General features: G+C 57.7%; 13 protein-coding genes and 1 pseudogene. 6 read left to right on the top strand and 8 right to left on the bottom strand.

Going from position 1 to position 15030, the window contains the following annotated elements; translation table 11 throughout:
- Positions 1 to 31: 31 nt before the first annotated feature.
- From plsC to K5I40_RS12115, 3 genes are all read right to left on the bottom strand, one after another.
- Positions 32 to 769: a 1-acylglycerol-3-phosphate O-acyltransferase gene (gene plsC / locus K5I40_RS12125; protein ID WP_039031790.1), complete on the bottom strand. Its 738-nt coding sequence runs from the start codon at positions 767 to 769 to the stop codon at positions 32 to 34.
- Between the two features lie 121 nt (positions 770 to 890).
- On the bottom strand, positions 891 to 3149 hold the full coding sequence (gene parC, locus K5I40_RS12120) for a DNA topoisomerase IV subunit A (protein ID WP_223074615.1): 2259 nt from the start codon (positions 3147 to 3149) through the stop codon (positions 891 to 893).
- Between the two features lie 119 nt (positions 3150 to 3268).
- Positions 3269 to 3670, bottom strand: a complete 402-nt coding sequence (locus K5I40_RS12115) for a YgiW/YdeI family stress tolerance OB fold protein (protein WP_138370223.1) — start codon at positions 3668 to 3670, stop codon at positions 3269 to 3271.
- A 139-nt stretch (positions 3671 to 3809) separates the two neighbouring features.
- Here K5I40_RS12115 and qseB point away from each other — a divergent pair, with 139 nt between their 5' ends.
- The 5 genes from qseB to lysM all read left to right on the top strand — a co-directional run bounded on the left by qseB (position 3810) and on the right by lysM (position 7425).
- Positions 3810 to 4469, top strand: coding sequence for a quorum sensing response regulator transcription factor QseB (qseB, locus tag K5I40_RS12110; protein ID WP_138370224.1), 660 nt, complete (start codon positions 3810 to 3812; stop codon positions 4467 to 4469).
- The gene (qseC, locus tag K5I40_RS12105) at positions 4466 to 5815 is read left to right on the top strand and encodes a quorum sensing histidine kinase QseC (RefSeq protein ID WP_223074614.1); all 1350 of its coding nucleotides are present in this window, start codon (positions 4466 to 4468) and stop codon (positions 5813 to 5815) included. Before qseB ends, qseC begins: the two co-directional genes overlap by 4 nt.
- Before the next feature lie 105 nt (positions 5816 to 5920).
- Positions 5921 to 6502 (top strand): NAD(P)H-dependent oxidoreductase, encoded by a 582-nt coding sequence (locus tag K5I40_RS12100; protein WP_138370226.1) that lies wholly within the window; start codon positions 5921 to 5923, stop codon positions 6500 to 6502.
- 29 nt (positions 6503 to 6531) lie between these two features.
- A complete protein-coding gene (locus K5I40_RS12095) occupies positions 6532 to 6846 on the top strand; it encodes a putative quinol monooxygenase (protein WP_039031847.1) in 315 nt (104 codons plus the stop codon).
- Positions 6847 to 6984: 138 nt separating this feature from the next.
- The gene (lysM, locus tag K5I40_RS12090; RefSeq protein WP_138370227.1) at positions 6985 to 7425 is read left to right on the top strand and encodes a peptidoglycan-binding protein LysM; all 441 of its coding nucleotides are present in this window, start codon (positions 6985 to 6987) and stop codon (positions 7423 to 7425) included.
- 43 nt (positions 7426 to 7468) lie between these two features.
- Here lysM and K5I40_RS12085 read toward each other — a convergent pair.
- From K5I40_RS12085 to K5I40_RS12075, 3 genes and pseudogenes are all read right to left on the bottom strand, one after another.
- A pseudogene (locus tag K5I40_RS12085) lies at positions 7469 to 8655 on the bottom strand (glycoside hydrolase family 88 protein).
- A gap of 28 nt (positions 8656 to 8683) precedes the next feature.
- Positions 8684 to 9928: an oligosaccharide MFS transporter gene (locus tag K5I40_RS12080; RefSeq protein ID WP_171029962.1), complete on the bottom strand. Its 1245-nt coding sequence runs from the start codon at positions 9926 to 9928 to the stop codon at positions 8684 to 8686.
- A gap of 31 nt (positions 9929 to 9959) precedes the next feature.
- A complete protein-coding gene (locus tag K5I40_RS12075) occupies positions 9960 to 11768 on the bottom strand; it encodes a DUF2264 domain-containing protein (RefSeq protein WP_223074613.1) in 1809 nt (602 codons plus the stop codon).
- A gap of 166 nt (positions 11769 to 11934) precedes the next feature.
- On the opposite strand from K5I40_RS12075, the gene K5I40_RS12070 reads away from it, so the two are divergent.
- Positions 11935 to 12771, top strand: coding sequence for an AraC family transcriptional regulator (locus K5I40_RS12070; protein WP_223074612.1), 837 nt, complete (start codon positions 11935 to 11937; stop codon positions 12769 to 12771).
- 6 nt (positions 12772 to 12777) lie between these two features.
- On the opposite strand, the gene K5I40_RS12065 is transcribed toward K5I40_RS12070, so the two are convergent.
- Positions 12778 to 14250: a Cu(+)/Ag(+) sensor histidine kinase gene (locus K5I40_RS12065; protein WP_223074611.1), complete on the bottom strand. Its 1473-nt coding sequence runs from the start codon at positions 14248 to 14250 to the stop codon at positions 12778 to 12780.
- On the bottom strand, positions 14240 to 14923 hold the full coding sequence (gene cusR, locus K5I40_RS12060; RefSeq protein WP_039031778.1) for a copper response regulator transcription factor CusR: 684 nt from the start codon (positions 14921 to 14923) through the stop codon (positions 14240 to 14242). Before cusR ends, K5I40_RS12065 begins: the two co-directional genes overlap by 11 nt.
- Positions 14924 to 15030: the final 107 nt, after the last annotated feature.

Genomic DNA, 15030 nt, shown 5'->3' with positions numbered 1-15030 from the left:
ACACGGGAATTCGTTTTCCCTTTAAGCCGGCTTAAACCTTGCCAGCGGCTTCGCGCTCGGCGACTTCTTTATCGAGCTCAGCGATTTTATTCAGCATTAATTCGCGGCAATGTGCCGCCAGCTCGCGCACCTGATCTTTGCCATATTTACTGACATCCACTGGCGGCAGCATCTCGACAATCACCAGACCGTTACGCAGACGGTTGAGGTTTATCTTATTCGATGTATTGGAAACACACACTGGAATAATCGGAACGCCTGCCGCAATTGCGGCATGAAACGCGCCAGTTTTGAACGGCAGCAGGCCGCGACCCCGGCTGCGGGTCCCTTCCGGGAACATCCAGATGGAGATTTTGCGCTTTTTGAAGTGGTTCACCACTTCGGCAATGGTGCCATGCGCTTTGGCGCGGTTGTTACGGTCAATCAGCAGGTTGCCGGTCAGCCAGTAGAGCTGGCCAAAGAACGGGATCCACAGCAGGCTTTTTTTGCCCACGGTAACGGTTGGCGGCTGCACGATTTTCGCCGCGGTGACCATGTCGTAGTTATTCTGATGGTTACCGATATAGATAGCGTTGCCATAGCTCTCTGCCCCTTCCGGCAGACGGGTCTCGACTTTCAGGCCAAACAGCGGCCCCAGACGGGCAAACATGTGGCCAAAGGTGGCAACGTGCTTTGGATTACGCGGGCTGAACAGGCAGTAAACAGAGCCGAAGATACAGACCAGAATGCAGTAGATAACGGCAATAATGGCACGAACAATTAATAGCATAGCGACCTCAAAAACCCCTGACAGCTGACAATTATACTGCAACTGGAAGCGGGTAACTCTTTTGTTTTTATAACGGATATTTTTCGCAAGCCCCCTCCTGAACGGAGGGGGAGAGACGCTGTTACTCTGCGGTGTCGTCCGCGTTACCACGGTTCGGAGAGTCGATCTCCACGCGGTCAATACGCTGCAGGCCACGCATCAGCGATCCCCTGCGTCCACGTTCGCCCACCACTTTCTGCAGCTCTTCCGGACGCAGTTTGATTTTGCGTTTACCCACATGGATGGTCAACGTGCTCTGCGGTGGCAGAATAAAGAGGTGCGCCAGGCTGTCCTCCCCCGCTGCCGCATCCGCCGCGGAGATGTTGATGATCTTATTGCCTTTGCCTTTCGACAGCTGCGGCAGATCGCTGAGCGGGAACATCAGCATGCGGCCGGCAGCGGTGATCGCCAGCAGCATGTCGCTCTCGTTTTCAATCACCAGCGGCGGCATGACCCGGGCATTGTCCGGCAGGCTGATCAACGCCTTGCCCGCACGGTTACGCGAGATCAGATCGTTAAAGGTACAGATGAAGCCGTAACCCGCATCGGAGGCCAGCAGCAGCTTCTGCTCATCGCCTTCCATCAGCATATGTTCGACGGTCGCCCCCGGCGGCAGCGTCAGCTTGCCGGTGAGCGGCTCGCCCTGCCCGCGCGCAGACGGCAGGGTAATAGGATCGATGGCATAGCTGCGCCCGGTGGTATCGATAAAGGCCACCGGCTGGTTGCTCTTGCCCTTCACCGCGGCTTTGAAGCTGTCGCCGGCTTTGTAACTTAAGCCCGGCGCGTCGATGTCGTGACCTTTGGCGCTGCGCACCCAGCCGCTCTGTGACAGCACAATGGTCACCGGCTCGGACGGCTGCATGTCATGCTCGCTCATCGCTTTGGCTTCTTCGCGCTCGTGCAGCGGTGAACGGCGATCGTCGCCGAAGGCGTCGGCATCGGCCTGCAGCTCTTTCTTCAGCAGGGTGTTCATCTTGCGCTCGGAGGCGAGGATCGCCTGGAGCTGATCGCGCTCTTTTTCCAGCTCGTTCTGCTCACCGCGGATCTTCATCTCTTCCAGTTTGGCGAGATGGCGCAGTTTCAGCTCGAGGATCGCTTCGGCCTGGGTTTCGCTGATGCCAAAGCGCGACATCAGGGCCGGCTTCGGCTCGTCCTCGGTGCGAATGATCTCAATCACTTCGTCGATGTTGAGGAACGCCACCAGCAAACCTTCAAGGATATGCAGGCGCTTAAGCACTTTCTCCAGACGGTGATTCAGACGACGGCGCACCGTATCGCGGCGGAACGTCAGCCACTCGGTGAGGATCTCCAGCAGGTTTTTCACCGCCGGACGGCCGTCCAGCCCGATCATGTTCAGGTTGATACGGTAGCTTTTTTCCAGATCGGTGGTGGCGAACAGGTGGTTCATCACCGGCTCCATGTCCACGCGGTTAGAGCGCGGCACGATCACCAGACGGGTCGGGTTCTCGTGGTCGGATTCGTCGCGCAGGTCATCAACCATCGGCAGCTTTTTATTGCGCATCTGGGCCGCGATCTGCTCCAGCACTTTCGCGCCCGAGACCTGGTGCGGCAGCGCGGTGATGACCACGGCGCCGTCCTCTTTGGTCCACACCGCGCGCATGCGCACGGAGCCGCGACCGTTCTGGTAGATTTTGCGGATTTCCGCGCGGGAGGTGATGATCTCCGCTTCGGTCGGGTAGTCCGGCCCCTGCACGATATCCAGCAGCTCGTCCAGCGAGGTCTTCGGCTGTTCAATCAGGGCGATCGCCGCTTTCGCCACTTCACGCAGGTTGTGCGGCGGGATATCCGTCGCCATCCCCACGGCAATGCCGGTGGTGCCGTTCAGCAGAATGTTCGGCAGACGCGCAGGCAGCATTTTCGGCTCCTGCATCGTACCGTCGAAGTTGGGTACCCACTCCGCGGTGCCCTGGCCCAGTTCGCTGAGCAGCAGTTCGGCATATTTAGAGAGACGGGATTCGGTGTAACGCATCGCCGCGAACGACTTAGGATCGTCCGGCGCGCCCCAGTTCCCCTGGCCGTCGACCAGCGGGTAACGGTAGGAGAACGGCTGGGCCATCAGCACCATCGCTTCATAACAGGCGCTGTCGCCGTGCGGATGGTATTTACCCAGAACGTCACCCACGGTACGGGCGGATTTTTTAAACTTGGCGCTGGCGTTCAGGCCCAGCTCAGACATCGCATAAACGATGCGGCGCTGAACGGGTTTCAGGCCATCTCCAATAAACGGCAACGCCCTGTCCATGATGACGTACATGGAGTAGTTCAGGTAGGCGTTTTCCGTAAATTCATGTAGCGCGAGGCGCTCTGCCATATCGCTCATTTAATGGGATTCCTCAACTCAGAAACCTGCTGGTTTCAGGCAATATTGCCGCAGATACTACCTCATCTGGCGAGTCGAGTCACAAAGAAAAAGGGCCGGAATACCGGCCCCTCGGTGGGTTATTTATTCAGCTTGATAACCTGTTTCACGTCGATTTCGAAATCGTTCCACTCTTTATCCACTTTGCCCTGCAGTTCAACCTTATCCTGCGGGGTAATGGTCTGGCCGTTCCAGTGCTTGTTGTCGATCTCCACGTTTACCGTGCCGCTCTCATCGCGGAAGGTGTAGCGGTCATCAGACAGCCGCTCGGTGATGTTTCCGCGCAGCTTCACCCAGCTGTCGTCCTTCATATCCTTGACCTTCTGCGCCGTGGTGAGGTTGGCGTCATTATCGACAAAACCACCCTGCTGGGTTTGCGTCTGGGTTGCCGTTGCGGATGGGCCGTTAAACCCGCCCTGCGCCGCAAAAACCGGCGCGGTGGTGATCATCATGATGGCAGCAATAGCAGCGAATTTTTTCATCTTAACTCTCCCTTTAATGTCGTTTCGCAGTCCATTAAACAGGGTAAACCTTAACGACTTCTTAAGCGGAAAATTTAAATTTTTTTACTGTACAGCCGGGCGTTACAGAGGGTTTACTGGCGGCATCAGGGAGGGAAATATGCGCATTTTACTGGTAGAAGACGACAAACTGATTGGCGATGGCATCAAGGCCGGGCTGACGAAAATGGGCTTCAGCCTGGACTGGTTCACCGACGGTGACACTGGCCGCGCGGCGCTCTACAGGGCCCCCTATGACGCGGTGGTGCTCGACCTGACGCTGCCGGGTCTTGACGGGCTGCAGATCCTGCGCGAGTGGCGGGAAAAGGGGCGCAGCGAGCCGGTGCTGATTTTAACCGCGCGGGATGCACTCGACCAGCGCGTCGAGGGGCTGCGTCTCGGGGCCGATGATTATCTCTGTAAACCCTTTGCCCTGATCGAGGTGGCCGCCCGCCTCGAAGCGCTGGTGCGCCGCAGCCACGGGCAGGCGCACAGCGAACTGCGCCACGGCAGCGTGACGCTCGATCCCTCCCGTCTGGTGGCCGCGCTCAATGGCGACACCCTGGTGCTGAAACCGAAAGAGTTCGCCCTGCTGGAGCTGTTAATGCGCAACGCTGGCCGCGTGCTGCCGCGCAAACTGATTGAAGAGAAGCTCTATACCTGGGATGACGACGTCTCCAGTAACGCCGTGGAAGTCCACGTTCACCATCTGCGCCGCAAGCTCGGCAGCGACTTTATCCGCACCGTGCACGGCATCGGTTATACCCTGGGTGATGCATGAAACTGACCCAACGCCTGAGCCTGAAGCTGCGCCTGACGCTGCTGTTCCTGGTGCTGTCGCTGGCGGCGTGGTTCGCCGCGAGTATCGTCGCCTGGCATCAGACCACCGATAAGCTCGATAAGCTATTCGACACCCAGCAGATGCTGTTTGCTAAACGGCTGCTGACGATGGATCTCGACGAGATTCGCGCCCCGGCGCGCATGCGCGAGGTGCCAAAAAAAGCGAAACACGGCCATCTGGATGACGACGCCCTGGCCTTCGCCATCTACACCCCCGACGGCAAAATGGTGCTGAACGACGGCGAGAACGGGCGCGACATTCCGTATCACTATCGCCGGGAGGGTTTCGACAACGGGCGGCTGGACGACGATAACGACGAATGGCGATTCCTGTGGCTCACCTCACCGGACGGCAAGTACCGGGTGGTGGTCGGCCAGGAGCGGGAGTACCGTCAGGAGATGGCGCTGGACGTGGTGCGCTCGCAGCTCACGCCGTGGCTGGTGGCGCTGCCGGTGATGCTGCTGTTGCTTATCGTGCTGCTGAGCCGTGAACTCTGGCCGCTGAAAAAGCTGGCGCACACCCTGCGCGCCCGCTCGCCGGATGCCACCGATCGGCTGGCGACGCACGGCGTGCCCGTTGAGGTTCGCCCGCTGCTCGACGCGCTGAATCATCTCTTCGCCCGCACCCAGGCCATGATGGCACGCGAGCGCCGCTTTACCTCGGATGCCGCCCACGAGCTGCGCAGCCCGCTTACCGCCCTGAAGGTGCAGACCGAGGTGGCGCAGCTGTCGCTGGACGATCCTGAGGCGCAGGCGAAAGCCCTGATCCAGCTGCATGCCGGTATCGACCGGGCAACGCGGCTGGTTGAGCAGCTCCTGACGCTGTCGCGCCTGGATTCGCTGGAGAGCCTCGAGGATGTGGGATCCCTGAACATGGCCGATCTGCTTCAGTCGGCGGTGATGGATAGCTATCATCCGGCGCAGCAGGCCGGGATCGAAATGCGCCTGAATATTAACGCTCCGCAGGTCACGCGTCCCGGCCAGCAGCTGCTGCTGAGCCTGCTGGTGCGCAACCTGCTGGATAACGCCGTGCGCTACAGCCCGCGCGGCAGCGTGGTGGATGTGACTCTTGATAGCCGCAGTTTTACCGTGCGTGACAACGGTCCGGGCATTGCCCCCGACGCGCTGGCGCGGATCGGCGAGCGTTTCTATCGCCCGCCCGGACAGGAGCAAACCGGCAGCGGGCTGGGGTTGTCCATCGTGAAGCGGATTGCCGCCCTGCACCGGATGACGGTCACGCTCAGCAATGCGCCGGACGGCGGATTTGCCGTTACCCTCGGCTGGTAGAGATTATTGCGTTTTTAGCAAAAGACTTTGCACATTTTGCTCATTTTACCGCACCGCTGTCGCGCGTAGAATGGCCCTCAGACTCGCTACTCTGAGGACAACTTAATGAGCAATATTCTGATTATCAACGGCGCGAAAAAATTCGCCCACTCCAATGGCCAACTGAATGACACCCTGACCGAGGTCGCGGACGGTTTCCTGCGCGACGCCGGACATGATGTTAAGGTCGTGCGCACCGACGGCGAATACGATATCCAGGCCGAAGTGCAGAACTTCCTCTGGGCTGACGTGGTTATCTGGCAGATGCCAGGCTGGTGGATGGGCGCGCCGTGGACCGTGAAAAAGTACATGGACGATGTCTTTACCGAAGGTCACGGCTCGCTGTACGCCAGCGACGGCCGCACCCGTTCCGACGCCTCGAAGAAGTACGGTTCCGGCGGTCTGATCCAGGGCAAAAAATACATGCTCTCCCTGACCTGGAACGCCCCGATGGAAGCCTTCACCGAAGAAGATCAGTTCTTCCACGGCGTGGGCGTTGACGGTGTTTATCTGCCGTTCCACAAAGCCAACCAGTTCCTGGGAATGGAGGCGCTGCCGACCTTTATCACTAACGACGTGATCAAAATGCCGGACGTGCCACGCTATATCGCAGAATATCGCAAGCATCTGGCTGAGATTTTTGCTTAACTGGTAGCATGTTATCAGGAGAAATGACCATGCTTACCGTTATTGCTGAAATCCGTACCCGTCCTGGACAACATCACCGTCAGGCGGTGCTGGATGAGTTCGCGAAGATTATCCCAACCGTTTTAGAAGAAGCCGGCTGCCACGGCTATGCGCCGATGGTGGACACCGCCGCAGGCGTCAGCTTCCAGACTACCGCCCCGGACTCCATCGTGATGGTTGAGCTGTGGGAAACCGTGGCGCACCTCGAAGCGCATCTGCAGACTCCGCACATGAAGGCGTGGAGCGAAGCGGTGAAAGGTGACGTTCTGGAAACGCATATCCGTATTCTGGAGAGCGGGGTTTAACCCTCACCCCAACCCTCTCCCAAGGAAGGAGGAGGAGAATCGTAGGCCCGGTAAGCGTAGCGCCACCGGGCTTTTTTTATCACCTTAAAGCGCACCTGCTATGCTTATTCCTGATTTCATTGTTATCTGGAGGAAGGAATGGGAATTTTTAACTTCGTTAAAGAAGCAGGTGAAAAGCTGTGGGACAACCTGACCGATCACAAAGGTCAGAGCGATAAAGTCTCGGAGCATCTTAAAAAGCTCAATATCCCGGGCGCCGAGAAGGTGCAGGTCAACGTCAACGACGGCAAGGCCGTGGTGACGGGCGACGGGTTGACCCAGGAGCAGAAAGAGAAAATCCAGGTCGCGGTGGGGAACATCGCCGGGGTCAGCGAGGTGGAAAACAGCATCACCGCCACCGACACCCAGCAGGAAGCCACCTACTACACGGTTAAATCGGGCGACACCCTGAGCGCCATCTCCAAAACCGTGTATGGCGATGCGTCGAAGTACAACAAAATCTTTGAAGCCAACCGCCCTATGCTCTCCAGCCCCGATAAAATTTATCCGGGCCAGACGCTGCGTATCCCTGAAGCCTGAGGATAAGCTATCCCCTCTCCTCTGTCAGGAGAGGGGAAAATGACTACCAGTACAGTTTCCAGCTCTGGGTAAAGCGCACCAGCGCTTCGACGTAGAAGTAATCTCCCCAGCTGGCACACTCATCCACGCCTTTATTGCTGGCGAGGTGGTACACCGAGTGCTTCAGCACGCCGTTGCCCTTCTCCTCTTTGCCCATCAGATAGTGCTTCGTCAGCGACGACATAATGCCTTTCGCCCACGCCAGATAGCGCGCCCGGTCGGGGTCGGTCACCGGCAGGTGCTTCACCAGCTCCAGCAGACCGCAGACCGCAATCGCCGCCGAGGAGGCGTCGCGCAGGGCGTCGGTGCCCACCAGGGCCAGATCCCAGTGGCAGACGTAATCTTCTGGCAGACGGTTAAGGAAGTAGTTCGCCAGCCGCTTCGACAGGGCGATCATCGTCTCGTCGCCGGTGTAGATATAGCTCAGCAGGAAGCCGTAAATCCCCCACGCCTGGCCGCGCGACCAGCAGGAGTCATCCGCATAGCCCTGCTGGGTATTGCCGTAGCGCGGCGCGCCGGTGACCACATCCATATAGTAGGTGTGGAAGGTGGAGGCATCTTCACGAATCAGCCAGGTCGCGGCCTGCATCACGTGGGCTTTAGCGGCCTCGGCAAAGCGCGGATCGCCGGTCTGCTCGGTTGCCCAGTAGAGCAGCGGCAGGTTCATGTTGCAGTCGATGATCATCCGTCCGGCCTGCTCCGGATCGGAGAGATCGCCCCACGCCTGGATGATCTTCGCCTTCTCGTGGAAGCGCTCCAGCAGGGCTTCCGCCGCCAGCAGCGAGAAGCCGCGCGCCTCGCGGTTACCGGTCAGTCGCCAGTCCGCCACGCAGGAGAGCGTATACAGGAAGCCGAGATCGTGGGTGTTGGTGTCGCTGCGCCCGGCAATGCGCAGGCCAAACGAGCGGGTGTGCTTGCGGGCCATCGCGCGAAACTTCTCGTCGCCGCTCATCTCCCACGCCAGCCACAGCTGCCCGGTCCAGAAGCTGGTGGTCCACTCGACGTTATCGGTCAGGGGATAGAACCCCTCCCGGCAGGTTTCTGCCGGGAACTTGTCGCCGAATTCCGTTAAATGACGGCTAATCAGGTCGAGGATGTGGCGCGCGCCGAGCTTAATTCATCGCTAAAGGCATGTTCATCCACGGGCACAGGAATATCGCCCAGGTGCTCCTCAGTGATACGACTTAACATAATTCGGTTCCTTCTTTGACGGCGTAAATTAGTGGTGTTCTGCAACGTTCAGCGTTTTTGCCCCGCGCCATTTGCTCTGGCAGGCGGATAACGTGAAGGCGGAAATAAGGGTAAAGGTCAGCGCCGTAGCGCCCATGATGATATAGGTCTGCTCAAAGCCGATGCGGTCATACATATATCCCGCAGGGGAAGAGACCACCACGTTGCCGACGTAGAGCATCGCCTGATAGCCCAGCAGGTACATGGTGGCGTTGACGCGTTTATCGAAATGCTCGGCGATATATTTAAAGACCGACACCAGCAGGAGACAGATTTCCAGGCCGTAGAGCGGCTTGAGAACGGAAATAAGCAGGTGCGAATCGCACATCCCGGAAATAATCAGCCGCGCCCCGACAATCAGGCCAACGATTAATAACCCGCGTTTGGCGCCAATAAAGTTCACGAACAGCGGGATCACCATATACATGACGAACTCCATCCCCGACTGCACGGTGCCCAGATAGCCAAACACCGCGTTGCCCTGGTGAACATCATCGAAGAAGGTGACGAAATAGCGGGAGAACTGCTGCTCGGCGATAAACATCATCCACGCCACGCCCGCCACGTAGAGGCAGAAGGCCCAGAACTTGCGGCTGCGCAGTAAGGCATAGACATCCGCCGGGGCGATTTTCTCTTTGGTCAGCACCTCACCGGCGTGCGCCGAGTTAGTGTTCACCTTCAGGCTCAGCAGGACAATCAGCATGATCACCGACGCCACGCTGCCCATAATGAAGTTGTACGCCGGAGAGAGGTTAAACAGCAGGCCGGAGAACGAAGATGCCACCGCCCAGCCGAGCGATCCCCACATGCGGATCTGACCAAACTCCATACCGTTGAGACGGCTGAAACGGTCGGAATAGGATTCGCACGCCGCCACGCCCGCATACCAGGCGAAACTTAAATAGAGCGCGCCGATAATAATCCCCAGCATGGTGTTGGACATTAACAGCGGCTGATAAACGTAAATAAAGAACGGCGCCATCAGGGCGGACATCGCCACCACGAAATAGAGCAGGTATTTGCTCATGCCGATCTTATCCAGAATATAGCCGTAGATCGGTTTGAGAATAACGGAGAAGACGCCGTTCACCGCAAATACGGTGCCGATGACCGAACCGCTCAGATTCGCTTTTTGCCCGAGCCAGATTGCCAGCAGGCCAATACTGGCCGACCAGGTAAAGAAATAGAGAAAAATAAAACTGCTGATTTTGTAATATTCAGTTTTGTTACTCATACCATCCTCGCCGATATCCAGGGTAAGGCGCTTATAAAATGAACGACAGCTTACGTTCGCTTCCGGACGCGCAAATCACGGCCCGGTTATCTTTTATTTCCAGTTGCGGAGTGTTTGCTTCCTGAATCTCTTCCCCGGTGGCGAGCACCGCGCTGCACAGCCAGCTCTCTCCAGGTAAAAGCGTGGTGGTGAGCACCGGAATGGCGGCACACTCCGCAAACATGATGCTGCTGTTCGGCGGCGTCACCACGCTGTCGGGCTGACGGGTGATGGCCGGCGAGAGATCGACAATCGCGCTGCTACCGTTCTTCGCATTCAGGAAACTGCCGCGTCCGATAAGCCGGGGGTCGGTTTTCATGACCGCAAACCCGCCCTCCACCGTCTGTAGGGTGCGCGCGCTGTTGATGCGGTGCAGGCGCAGATGCCACTCGCCGAACGGCACCAGCCAGCTCTCGATGTGGACGTCATGCCACGGCGACCAGCGCGAAAAGATGAAGTTCTCGTCGACGCGAACCTCCTCGCATTCGCGGCGACCGCGGAAGTAGTTATCGCCATCCGCCAGCAGCAGCATGGAGTCGCAGGCGGCATGCTTCAGCCCGAAGCGTCCGCGCTCGATGGTGAAACCAAAGCGGCTGGAGTAGGCAAATTTGGTGTATTTCGCCTCGGTGTTGACGTAGTTGTTCAGCTCCAGCTGCCCGGCGGTGAGCATCGTGACGTGATCCGCCTGCATCAGGATCTGCCCGGCATGGGGGATGACCCGTTTTTCGGCCAGCGCAGGCAAGGGCTGCTCTTGTGCCTGCCAGAACGGATGGCTCTTCGGCAGGGCCAGGATCAGGTAGGTTTTCAGCGCCCAGTAGGGCGAGCCCGGCGCGTTATAGTCCTCGCACATCGCCAGATTCGGGTAGGCAAAGCCGAGCGTCAGGATGCCGTCGCGATCGGTAATCGGCTGCTGCTGCCACCAGCGCAGATGACGCAGAACGATCCCTTTCACGATGCCCGGCGTGAAGACCTCCAGCCCGGAGAAGGCCACCGCGCTCCAGAAGGCGACCATCGCGAAGCGGTAGGTCAGGCTGCGGCCAAAGGGCACCGATGCGCCGTCGGCGGCCGACATATAGATAAAATCTTCCGCAAACAGCGCTGAGCGCTGGCGCAGCACCGCTGCCCGGGCGTCATCCCCGCTCAGAGTGGCGTAGATCAGGCCGTAAAAGTGAAATGCCATGGAGATGTAGTAGTCTTTTGGCCGACCCGGGCCGTCGGAGTACCAGCCATCCCCCAGATAGTAAGCGTCCATCATGGCGAAGCGGCGATCGATGGCCTGCTGGTCGTACGGCAGCCCGGCGCGCTTAAAGCCAAGCTGAACCATAATGGCGAAGTAGTTCCAGTTGCTGTCCGGCATGGTCGCGTCGGTGATCTGATTCAGCCAGGCGTGCAGGTTCATCACCTCGCGCTCGCTGAAGCGATCCGTGAGCCTCTCCTGCAGCAGCGCCAGCCCCAGGCCATAGGCCGCCATCTCCACCAGCCGCTGATCGTAAGGCGCGGTTTCGCCCCAGTAGCCTGCGCTTTGTGGGTCGGTGCCCTCTTTAATAGCGGTGATGTACTTGTCGCTGAACGGCGTGCTGTCCCCTGCGGCCATCAGCGGAAACAGCCCCCACAGCACCCGGGACAGCCCCTCCATCTCGGCAACATCCGTGGCGTAGTGGGCACAGGTATCGCCCAGTGAAAAACGGGAGCTGCCCGCCGGGAACTGCTTGTCCACAGCCGTCAGCAGCCTGTTCAGCGACGCCACCAGATCCTGGCGGGATGACAACGGATTTGATTTTTCTTTGTTTACCGCGCACATAGGCTCGTCCTCGTAATCAACTGCGGCAAAGCATAGTTAATCAGCAAGGTGCAGAAATGTTAGCCGGGTCACAGGAGTGAGAGATGAATAAACCCGCAGTTGAGGAAATTTAAAAAGGTGGTTTATAAAGGGGCAGGAAAAGGAAAAAGTTGAGTTTTATTGCACTATGCGCGAGACCCCGACGGCGGAACACCTTGAGCTGATTGCCCTGAACGATACCATCGTGTCGTTCAGTCGCCTGTTCGCCAACACCGTGCGCTATCACCACTGGCACCAGTGTCTGGAAATTCTCTATGTCGAAGAGGGCTTTGGCGTGGCGATTGTCGATAATCGCCACTACACCATGCGCCCCGGCAGGCTGTTTTTCTTCCCGCCGTTCACCCTGCATAAGGTGATGGTCGATCCCCAGGCTGAGGCGAACTATCGCCGGACCATTATTCATCTCGACCAGCATGCGGTGATGAAAGCCCTTCGCGATTTTCCCCAGACCCAGCAGCGGCTAAAGAAGCTGTCCCGGCGCGGGGGAGAGGCCTGGGTGGGGGACGTGGCGCACTGCCACAGCCATATCGATCATCTGTTCAGCTGCTACCCCCCGCCGCTGAACAGCGAGCGTGTCGCCAGCCTGCTGATCGGCCTGTTCGCCATGCTGCCGCACGATGACGAAGGCCAGCCCGGGAATAGTCAGGGTATCGCCAGCCAGGTGATGTTCTGGCTGGATGAGCACTATCGACAGAAATTCAGCCTTGATGCCCTGGCAGATGAGCTGGGGAAATCCCGCAGCTACGTATCACGGAAATTTCATGCCGAAACGGGCGAGAAAATTCACGATTATCTGAATACGTTAAGGTTACGCAAAGCCTGCGAGTGCCTGCTGCACTCGGATGCCAGCGTGCGGGAGATTGCCGCGCGGGTGGGGTTTTCGGACGTGACCTATTTTATCAGCGCGTTTAAAAAGGGCATCGGCGAGACGCCCTTACAGTACAGGAAGAATCACACCGGCTGAGAATGTTTATTGCACCGGGATCTGCTGGCGGTGCTTCGCGGGCAGGGTCAGAATAAAGCGCGTGGATTTTATATCTGACTCAACGGATACCCGGCCGTAATGGGCGGTAATAATGGACTTAACGATAGCCAGACCGATTCCGCTGCTGCTTTCATCCTTGCGCTGCCGGGAGGGATCGACCCGATAAAAACGATCGAACAGCCGGGGTAAATGCTCTGGCGCAATGGGGGGGCCGGGGTTCTCCACAATAATATGGACTTCCCCCTCCCCGGCGCGCAGGTGGACGGTAATGGTGCCCCCGCGCGGCGTGTAGCGGATGGCATTGGAGAGTAAATTGCTCAAAGCCCTGCGCAGCATCAGCGGGTCACCCTCCACCAGACTGGTGTGCCCTTCCAGCCTGAGCGCCACCCCGCGCTCCTCGGCCAGGGCCTCAAAGAAGTCGAATACCGTGGTGACCTCCGCCGCCAGGTCCAGCGTCTCTTTCTCGGGGATCAGCTGGTTGTTGTCTGCCTGAGCAAGGAACAGCATATCGCTGACCATTTTCGACATCCGCGAGAACTCCTCCAGACTGGAGTACATCACCTCCTCCAGCTCTCTGGCACTCCGCGGCTGGCTGAGGGCGATTTCGGTTTGCGTCACCAGGTTAGTGATCGGGGTGCGCATTTCGTGGGCAATATCGGCAGAAAAATTGGCCTGCCGGTTAAAGACATCCTCAATGCGCTCAATCATATGGTTAAAGGAGATCACCAGCCGTTCCAGCTCAATAGGGACATCTTCGTTATTTAACCGGACACCCAGATCTGCGGAGCTAATATTCTTGATCTGCTGACTTAAGCTGCGGATAGGTTTATGCCCCTGATAGACGGCAAACAGCACAATAAAGATCACGATAACGCTGATTATCGAGGCCATTATCATCAGCTTATTTTTGAGGTCGTTAATATAATGAAGATGAAAATTGATCGATAACGCCATCAGTAAATTATAGGCCTGGGTGCCATCGGCTTTTTTGCCGATGGGCAGCATCATTAAACGCCAGGTGCTGTTGTCCATCGGCTCGTTATTATGCATTCCCTGATGAGGAGAAGGATCGTGCCATGAGAGGACATTCCCGGCGCGTAACTCACGGGCAAGGGCGGGATCGCCGAGAATAGCGCTCAGATCGGGTCCGATCGCAGACTGGAAAACGGGTCGGTCATCGGTATCCAGCAGCATGACCGAGACGCTGGCGTAGCCTGCGACCACATTTTGCAGGATTTCCAGCCGCTGTTTTTCCGGCTCTTCCTGATGGCTCAGTACCGTCTCCAGCGTGGCGCCAATCTGCTTCATATCGTGAATATCACGCTCTTCAAAATGGGCCTTTACGGAGTGGATCATTATCCAGGTAAAGACAAAAAAAGAGGCGATAGTGGCAAGGCTAATAAAAAATGTCAGGCGCGTGGCCAGAGAAAATGGCCGGGAGGAGCGCTTAAAGATCATCCGGAACCTCAAGCATATAGCCTACGCCGCGCACCGTCTGAATTAACCGCGGCTCAAAGTCGTTATCAATTTTTGCCCGCAGCCTTTTCACTGCCACATCAATGGCGTTGGTGTCACTGTCAAAATTCATGTCCCACACCTGCGAGGCAATCAGCGAACGGGGCAGGACTTCGCCCTGGTGACGAATAAAGAACTCCAGCAGGGTAAACTCTTTGCTGGTCAGCGTAATGCGGGTGCCGCTGCGGGTGACTTTTCGGCTGACCAGGTCGAGGGTTAAATCGGCTACCTGAAACTGGCTTTCGACAATGACGGCAGCGCCACGGCGTAACAGCGTTTTTACCCGCGCCAGCAGTTCAGCAAAGGCGAAGGGTTTCACCAGATAGTCATCCGCCCCCAGCTCAAGCCCCTTAACCCGGTGCTCAATGGTGCCGAGCGCAGTCAGCAGCAGGATGGGCATGCCTTTGTTGGCTGCACGCAACATTCTGACAATGTCCCAGCCGTTCACATCCGGCAGCATGATATCGAGGATCAGCAGGTCATAGTCGGCGGTCATCGCCAGGTGGTAACCATTCAGTCCGTTATCTGTCAGATCGACGACGAACCCGGCCTCGGTCAATCCTTTGGTTAAATACTCACCCGTTTTTTTCTCATCTTCGACGATCAGCAGCTTCATGACACCCTTCTCCCTGCACCTTATTTGCGAGTTTTTGATTGTAGGGCAGAGGGATCGGATAGCAATGGCTTAATCGCAAAATGACAGCTTTGTCATTTTCCTGTCAC

Source organism: Leclercia sp. LTM14 (genome assembly GCF_023736175.1).
Lineage (GTDB): Bacteria > Pseudomonadota > Gammaproteobacteria > Enterobacterales > Enterobacteriaceae > Enterobacter > Enterobacter barmai.
Note: the sequence above shows the minus strand (reverse complement) of the source record. Positions and strands in the feature narration are given on the sequence as shown.